Annotated in this window: 9 protein-coding genes; 4 read left to right on the top strand and 5 right to left on the bottom strand. The window is 58.9% G+C overall.

Annotated elements, in window-relative coordinates:
* The 3 genes from JHD62_RS20690 to JHD62_RS20680 form a co-directional block, all read left to right on the top strand.
* On the top strand, positions 1 to 234 hold a 234-nt coding region (locus tag JHD62_RS20690; protein ID WP_199104467.1), incomplete at its 5' end, for a hypothetical protein.
* Complete coding sequence (locus JHD62_RS20685; protein ID WP_199104468.1) at positions 210 to 716, top strand: DUF1415 domain-containing protein; 507 nt, start codon at positions 210 to 212, stop codon at positions 714 to 716. The genes JHD62_RS20690 and JHD62_RS20685, both read left to right, overlap by 25 nt.
* Before the next feature lie 79 nt (positions 717 to 795).
* Positions 796 to 1,545, top strand: a complete 750-nt coding sequence (locus JHD62_RS20680; protein ID WP_199104466.1) for a hypothetical protein — start codon at positions 796 to 798, stop codon at positions 1,543 to 1,545.
* Between the two features lie 137 nt (positions 1,546 to 1,682).
* Here JHD62_RS20680 and JHD62_RS20675 read toward each other — a convergent pair whose 3' ends face one another.
* The 4 genes from JHD62_RS20675 to pflB all read right to left on the bottom strand — a co-directional run bounded on the left by JHD62_RS20675 (position 1,683) and on the right by pflB (position 5,941).
* On the bottom strand, positions 1,683 to 2,258 hold the full coding sequence (locus JHD62_RS20675; RefSeq protein WP_199104465.1) for a lysophospholipid acyltransferase family protein: 576 nt from the start codon (positions 2,256 to 2,258) through the stop codon (positions 1,683 to 1,685).
* A gap of 173 nt (positions 2,259 to 2,431) precedes the next feature.
* The gene (locus JHD62_RS20670) at positions 2,432 to 2,701 is read right to left on the bottom strand and encodes a hypothetical protein (RefSeq protein WP_199104464.1); all 270 of its coding nucleotides are present in this window, start codon (positions 2,699 to 2,701) and stop codon (positions 2,432 to 2,434) included.
* Positions 2,702 to 2,836: 135 nt separating this feature from the next.
* Entirely contained in the window at positions 2,837 to 3,610 is a 774-nt protein-coding gene (gene pflA, locus JHD62_RS20665) for a pyruvate formate-lyase-activating protein (protein ID WP_199104463.1), read from the bottom strand.
* Between the two features lie 72 nt (positions 3,611 to 3,682).
* Complete coding sequence (gene pflB / locus JHD62_RS20660; protein WP_199104462.1) at positions 3,683 to 5,941, bottom strand: formate C-acetyltransferase; 2,259 nt, start codon at positions 5,939 to 5,941, stop codon at positions 3,683 to 3,685.
* A 475-nt stretch (positions 5,942 to 6,416) separates the two neighbouring features.
* Here pflB and JHD62_RS20655 point away from each other — a divergent pair, with 475 nt between their 5' ends.
* On the top strand, positions 6,417 to 7,055 hold the full coding sequence (locus tag JHD62_RS20655) for a hypothetical protein (RefSeq protein ID WP_199104461.1): 639 nt from the start codon (positions 6,417 to 6,419) through the stop codon (positions 7,053 to 7,055).
* A gap of 15 nt (positions 7,056 to 7,070) precedes the next feature.
* On the opposite strand, the gene JHD62_RS20650 is transcribed toward JHD62_RS20655, so the two are convergent.
* The coding region (locus tag JHD62_RS20650; RefSeq protein ID WP_199104460.1) for a hypothetical protein at positions 7,071 to 7,292 on the bottom strand (222 nt) is incomplete at its 5' end.

The following is a 7,292-nucleotide window of genomic DNA, read 5'->3' as shown; positions in this document are numbered from 1 at the left end:
CCCCCCCCCCCCCCCCCCCCCCCCCCCCCCCCCCCCCCCCCCCCCCCCCCCCCCCCCCCCCCCCCCCCCCCCCCCCCCCCCCCCCCCCCCCCCCCCCCCCCCCCCCCCCCCCCCCCCCCCCCCATTTTCACCCCCCCCCCCCCCCCCCACCACCCCACATCTTACTGTTCGTCGGCAGCGTCAGATGTGTATAAGAGACAGGCCTATGGCTGGAAAAAGCCGTCATCGGCCTGAATCTCTGTCCTTTTGCCAAATCGGTTTACGTCAAGAACCAGGTTCGTATCGTTGTCAGCGATGCCACCGAACCGGCTCAACTGGCAGAAGAACTGGCGCGTGAACTGCAGTTGCTGGCCGAAACCAGCCCGGAAGAAACCGATACCACCCTGCTGATTCATCCTTATGTGCTGCAGCGCTTTCTGGATTTCAACGAGTTTCAGGACATCGCCGACGCCATTGTGGCCGAGCTCGATCTGGACGGCGTCTTGCAGGTAGCCAGCTTTCATCCCAAATTCCAGTTTGAAGGCACCGGCATCAACGACATCAGCAACTATACCAACCGCTCGCCCTGGCCTACCCTGCACCTGATTCGCGAAGCCAGTATCGATCGTGCGGTGGAAGCCTTCCCGGAAGCGGAAGCCATCTTCGAGAAGAACATCGACACCGTCACCCAACTGGGTGTGGATGGCTGGCAGGCACTGTTTGCCACCAAATCCTGAAGCCGACAATTCTTGCCTGACATCAGGCAACAGGGTAAAACAAGGCCTCACCCCCGCTTAATGCAAGGCATGCCCCACCATGCAGATGCTGCGTTTTACCCTACCCTTGCTGGCCGGCTTGCTACTGACCGCGTGTAGTAGCGAGCCAATCAAAAAGCCGGTAAAGGGTGAAAATTTCAACTCGGCAGAACTGGGCCAGACAGCCAGCAACCGCATGGCAAACCTGGCCATGCGCGACAATCTGGCCAGCCTGCAAACCTTGCTGGACAAACTCTACCGGCGCAACCCCGCTCAGTGGCGCAAAGGCGGCCACGACAGCCGCGAGGCAGCCGTGCGCCAGATCATGCAGGCCATCCGGCTGAATCAGCCCTTGCCGCAACTGGGCAAAGTACGTTCCACTGCCGCACTCACCACCGCATTTGACCCGCAATTTGCTGGCGACCGCGCCGGCACCCTGGTGTTTGGTCTGGGCAGCATGCTGGTGGATGTCTACGGTGGCCGCACCGAGCTGTACCTGGTCCATGGCCTGAATGCCCAGCAGCTGGAGAACGCTGCCTACAACGTGGAGGTGGCAGCCTGGCTGCTTGGACACCGTCAAAATGCCGATGGCAGCCCGATGTTGCTGGCCAATGAAATCAATCCGCAACAGCGTAATCTGTCGTTCGAACGGGAAATGTCCAAGATCATGGCCAGACTGGAGCTGCTTGCCGAAGTGTCCGATGAGAAAGTCCGTCGCAGCGCCATCGATTTTGGCCAATCCCTGCTGGCCGCACCGCTGCTGCAATTCATTCCGGTACAGGCCGCCACATCGGCAGTCCCCGCGCCCTGAATACCCCAGATGCAAAAAGCCCGCGGCAATCTGCCAGCGGGCTCTTTTTTGCATGTCGTGGTACTTGGCGCGACTAAGCACAGCGCAACATCCCTGGGGCAAGGCACAACGCCGCAACAGGATTTTTTGAGCGGCGCTTATTGCTGATCCGGGTACTTGCCGGTCTTGTCCTGGTAAAACGCGCGTATCCTGGGCATGTCCGCCTCGATATCACCGCTGGGATAGAACACCGGACCAAAACCGCATTCTTTGCGGGCATAGTCCATATAGGCCAGCACCACCGGCACCTGTGCGCCACAGGCAATGTGATAAAAGCCGGTTTTCCATTCCTTTACCCGCTGGCGGGTTCCTTCCGGAGGAATGGCCACTACCAGCTTGTCGGAGCGCTGGTAAACCTCCACCATCTGCTGCACCAGCGAGTTGCTGCGACTGCGCCGCACCGGAATGCCACCCAACCAGCGCATGATCGGCCCCATCGGTCCCCAGAACAGCGTGTGCTTTCCCATCCAGTACAGTTTGGCGCGCAAGGCAAAGCAAACGCCCAGCGTCAGCGGGAAATCCCAGTTGCTGGTATGCGGTGCGGCAATCAGTACATACTTGGGCAAATCGGGAAACTGTCCTGCAATGCGCCAGCCGCGCAGACGCAACAGAAAAATGGACAAGGCGCGCATCAGGTCGCGCAGGATTGGCGTATCGAAAATGGTGTATTGCATGAATCCGGCAAGCGGCAGCACCACATGCAGGACGGCCGACAGGCCTCCTGTCAGAGGCCTGCCTTGACGATGGAAAAAGCGGACTGTACCGGATATGACCAAACGGGTAAATCACTATCACGCAAGCAGTTACCCGTCAGGCAGATGGCAGGGCTGGCTGCCATTTGCAGGCATCAACCGCGCTGGAGGATTTCCTTCAGGTCTTTTTGCACATCCCAGTAAGTGACATCTGCATCATAAACCCCCAGACAAGTGGGTTTGGCGAGATATCGCTGGGCATTGCGGCTATCCATGGAGCAGAACAACAAGCGTTCTTTCTCCCAGATCACGATGCACTGGCCTTTTTTGGAAAGGCGGTCAATCAGGGTGCTGATCTGCTCGCTGATCACCCGTGCCGATAGATTGCTGGCTGGCTTGCCAAGTTTGGACAGTTCTGTTTTCATCTCTTCGGACAATCTTTTCAGGGTTGTTCAATGACGACTCACCCGACGTATTATCCTCAGCGCCAAAACAATACCTATCAGAAGTTTCGGAAAGATAGCCAGAACCTTTAACCGAAACACTGCCCTACCCCGTATTCAACAAACCGTCAGCCCACGCGCCGCGAAAACCCCCCGCGCTGCGTCCACTGCCGCAGCCGTAGGCGTTGGCGTCGCCGCCAGCGGATAGTGCAGACCCAGCTGCGCCCATTTGTCAGCGCCCATTTGATGGAAAGGCAGCACTTCCACACGTTGCACAATGCTGCCAAGACTAGCTGCGTAATCTGCCAGGCGGGCGATATCGTCAGCACCGTCTGTAAGCCCCGGCACCAGTACATAGCGCAGCCATATCGGTTTACTCAGCCGTTTCAGCCGCTGGGCAAAATCCAGCGTCGGCTGCAAGGCCTGGCCGGTAATTTCCAGATAGCGCTGCGGGTCGCTGTGCTTGATGTCCAGCAACACCAGATCGACCTGGTCAAACCAGGCATCATCCACATTGGCATGCAGAAAGCCCTGGGTATCCAGCGCGGTGTGCAGGCCGTAGCGCTGCTTGATGGCGGCAAATAGCGCGCCGACAAATTCCGGCTGCATCAGCGGCTCGCCACCGGATACCGTGACGCCACCGGCAAATTTGAGAAAGCCGGCATAAGGGGCGATTTCCGCCAATGCATGCTCCACCGTCAACTGACGACCGGCATGCAGCTTCCAGGTATCCGGGTTGTGGCAGTACTGGCAGCGAAACTGGCAGCCGGACATGAAATAGACAAAGCGCATGCCCGGCCCGTCCACTCCGGCGCCGCTTTCGGTGGAGTGAACGTAGCCGGTCAACTCCCCCTGACTGAGCGGCGCATGCACCACATGCTGCTGGGTCATGAATACTCCTGATGAAAAAACCGCCCGTCAGCATCTGCCGGCGGGCGGGTCGATGGACAAACCGTGACGGGCTTACAGGCTACCGTGGAAGGTACGGTTGATCACATCCAGTTGCTGTTCACGCGTCAGTTTGACGAAGTTCACCGCATAGCCGGACACGCGGATGGTGAGCTGCGGGTAAAGCTCCGGGTGCTCCATCGCGTCCAGCAGGGTTTCGCGGCGGAACACGTTCACATTCACATGGAAACCGCCGGCAGCGGCAAAACCATCCAGACAATGCGATAGATTGGCAACGCGATCCTCTGCGGTATGGCCCAGCGCATCCGGCGTGGCCGATGCGGTCCAGCTGATGCCATCCAGCGCGGCGGCATAGGGCAGCTTGGCCACCGAGGCACCCGCAGCAACAAAGCCATGCACGTCCCGACCGTTCATCGGATTGGCACCCGGCGCAAAGGGCTCGCCAGCACGACGCCCGCACGGGGTATTACCGGTTTTCTTGCCATACACCACATTGGAGGTGATGGTGAGCACCGACTGGGTGGGCGTGGCATTACGGTAGAAATACGGCTGGGCCTTGATCTTGTTCATGAAGGTTTCAGTCAGCCACACCGCCATGCTGTCCACCCGGTCATCGTTATTGCCATAGGCCGGGTAGTCGCCCTCGATGCGGTAGTCCACAGCCAGGCCGTCTTCGTTGCGGATGACATGCACGCGGGCATGCTTGATGGCCGACAGCGAATCCGCTGCCACCGACAGTCCGGCAATGCCGCAGGCCATGGTGCGCAGGATGTCACGGTCGTGCAGCGCCATTTCGATGCGCTCGTATGCGTATTTGTCGTGCATGTAATGGATGCAGTTGAGCGCCTTCACGTAAGTGGCGGCCAGCCAGTCCATCATCTTGTCGAACCTGGCCATCACCGTGTCAAAGTCCAGCACATCATCGGTAATCGGCTCGAAGCCATGTGCCACTACGGCACCGCTCTTTTCATCCCGACCACCGTTGATGGCATACAGCATGGCCTTGGCCAGGTTGGCGCGGGCACCAAAGAACTGCATCTGCTTGCCGATACGCATGGCCGACACGCAGCAGGCAATGCCGTAATCGTCGCCCCAGTAAGGCCGCATCAGGTCGTCGTTTTCGTACTGGATGGAGCTGGTGTCGATGGACACCTTGGCGCAGAAGTCCTTGAAACCCTGCGGCAATGCGGTAGACCACAATACGGTAAGGTTGGGCTCTGGCGCCGGGCCCAAGTTGTACAGGGTATTGAGGAAGCGGAAGCTGTTCTTGCTGACCAGTGTGCGGCCATCCTCGCCCATGCCACCAATGGATTCGGTCACCCAGGTGGGGTCGCCGGAGAACAGCTGGTCGTATTCCGGGGTGCGCAGGAAGCGCACGATGCGCAGCTTGATCACCAGATCATCAATCAGCTCCTGCGCCTGTGCTTCGGTCAGTACACCGGCGGCCAGATCACGCTCGATATAGATGTCGAGGAAGGTGGCAATGCGGCCCAGCGACATGGCGGCACCGTTTTGCTCCTTCACCGCAGCCAGATAGGCAAAGTAGGTCCATTGCACGGCTTCGCGCGCATTCACCGCCGGACGGCTGATGTCATAACCGTACTTGGCTGCCATTTCGCGCAGCTCGTCCAGTGCGCGGAATTGTTCGGACAGTTCTTCACGCTGACGTAGCACGTCTTCAGTGAATACGGCGTCATCCAGCTCATGGAAAACCTGCTGGCGTTCCTTACGCAGGAAATCGGTACCATACAGTGCGACCCGGCGATAGTCGCCGATGATGCGGCCACGGCCATAGGCATCCGGCAGGCCGGTGATGATGCCGGATTTACGCGCGGCCAGAATTTCCGGGGTATAGGTATCGAACACCCCCTGGTTATGGCTCTTGCGGTATTTGCTCCAGACTTCCTTGATCACCGGGTCCAGGGTAAAGCCATAGGCAGCCAGCCCGGCTTCCACCATGCGCAAACCACCATTGGGCATGATGGCGCGCTTGAGCGGCGCATCGGTTTGCAGGCCGACAATCAGTTCCAGCTTGGGATCGATATAGCCAGCATCGTGAGCGGTAATGGAAGTACCACGGTCAGCCGATACATCCAGCACGCCCTTTTCCCGCTCCTGTTTCAGCAATTCGCCCAGCGCAGCCCACAGGGCCTGGGTGCGTTCGGTAGCGCCAGCCAGGAAAGTGGCATCGCCAGCATACGGTTGGTAATTGAGCTGGATGAAGTTGCGTACATCGACGCGGTTTTGCCAGTCACCGGCGGCAAAACTCCGCCAAGGGTCTGCCTGTACGGCTTGTTGAGCAATCGATTCCATGACTATCTCCTGAGTTGAAGCCCGAAATGTTCTCTATGGAAACAATACTACATTCGATATCGAAAATAAGAGCTTGATGCAGATCAAACCAGGACCGCACAAAGCCCTCTGACAGGCCAACAGGGAAAATCCAGCCCCCACCTGAGCGGCAAGACATCAGTCAACGCACACACAGACCTGTTTATAATCAACACCATAGTAGCAAAACAGGCAAAGTGCCTGTCTTGCAACCGCCCCTGCCGTCTTTTGCCGCCAAAGCCACAAGCACCGGCAGCAACCGCAAAGCGTCCCCGCGCACAGAATAAGGCCACTGCACAATGAATAGGCCGGAATGTTCGATTTCAAACATTCATGTTTTTCATAGTGAATGTTGGCCACAGGTGATGCGTAAGAAAAAATGTAGTATTACTACAATAAAAAAGGAACTCTTGCCGCCCCAGACACTCTGCCATCGTTCACAGCACCAGGAGCCATCATGATCCCGCACAGAAAAGTCATGGCCATGACAGGACTTTGCCTGCTGACCGCCTGCAGCCAGCAACAAAGCGAACAGGCACAGCAAGCGGCCTCAGCCGCCATCGGCGCAGCCCACAATAGCCTGCAAGCCAGCAGCGCACCGCTTGCCGCACTGCGCCAGCAGGCAAGCCATGTGACGGCAGAAGCCAAGCAGCAGGCTGCAACACTGCTCACGGAGAACCCGGCACTGGGCAATGCCATGGCCATCCTGAAACAAGCGTCAGACAAGGTGGATGCCAAGCAGCAATGGCAGGCGCTGGAAAACAAGACAGGAAAGTACCCGGCTGACATCGGCCTGTACCAGACCGGCGTGGTGGCAGAGGCGTTGCGGCAACTGCTGGGCAGCAAATTTGCCGTGTTCCAGCAGAACATGCAGGTCAGCGGCCCGCTAAGCCGGGACCAGCTGCTCTATGTCAGCGGCAACAAGCCGCACGAAGGCGGCAGCGAGATGGCCTACCTGCTGCTGGACCCAGCCAGCAGGCAACTGGAAGTCGGCCTCATCGAACAAGGAAAACTGACGGTGTATCGAAGCGGCCCGGCCCTGTATCGCCCGGCGGAAATCACCACCATGCTGAGCAATGTCGATGGTCAGCCCTGACAACGACCGGCAGCGCTAGCGCGCCAGCCCGCGGGGCCACAGTCGGCCGGTGTGCTGCATGTACTGGCGATAGGCATCACCCAGCCACTGCAGCAACAGGCCCTCCTCCCGCCTTACACTGCGCCCATAGCTGAACAGCAGGGCAAGCACACCACCACTGCCCGCCAAGCCATCCTGCACCAGCAGGAACTGGGCCAGCGCCGCCAGCCACAAGGCCGCATACAGCGGATGGCGAAT

The sequence above is a fragment of the Aquitalea sp. ASV11 genome (assembly GCF_016429185.1).
Classification (GTDB): domain Bacteria; phylum Pseudomonadota; class Gammaproteobacteria; order Burkholderiales; family Chromobacteriaceae; genus Aquitalea; species Aquitalea pelogenes.
Note: the sequence above shows the minus strand (reverse complement) of the source record. Positions and strands in the feature narration are given on the sequence as shown.

What these genes read in the sequence shown, in the direction of transcription:
- JHD62_RS20670 (WP_199104464.1), bottom strand. Translation starts at nt 2,701, where the DNA reads ATGAAAACAGAACTGTCCAAACTTGGCAAGCCAGCCAGCAATCTATCG.
- JHD62_RS20655 (WP_199104461.1), top strand. Translation starts at nt 6,417, where the DNA reads ATGATCCCGCACAGAAAAGTCATGGCCATGACAGGACTTTGCCTGCTG.
- pflB (WP_199104462.1), bottom strand. Translation starts at nt 5,941, where the DNA reads ATGGAATCGATTGCTCAACAAGCCGTACAGGCAGACCCTTGGCGGAGT.
- JHD62_RS20680 (WP_199104466.1), top strand. Translation starts at nt 796, where the DNA reads ATGCAGATGCTGCGTTTTACCCTACCCTTGCTGGCCGGCTTGCTACTG.
- JHD62_RS20675 (WP_199104465.1), bottom strand. Translation starts at nt 2,258, where the DNA reads ATGCAATACACCATTTTCGATACGCCAATCCTGCGCGACCTGATGCGC.
- pflA (WP_199104463.1), bottom strand. Translation starts at nt 3,610, where the DNA reads ATGACCCAGCAGCATGTGGTGCATGCGCCGCTCAGTCAGGGGGAGTTG.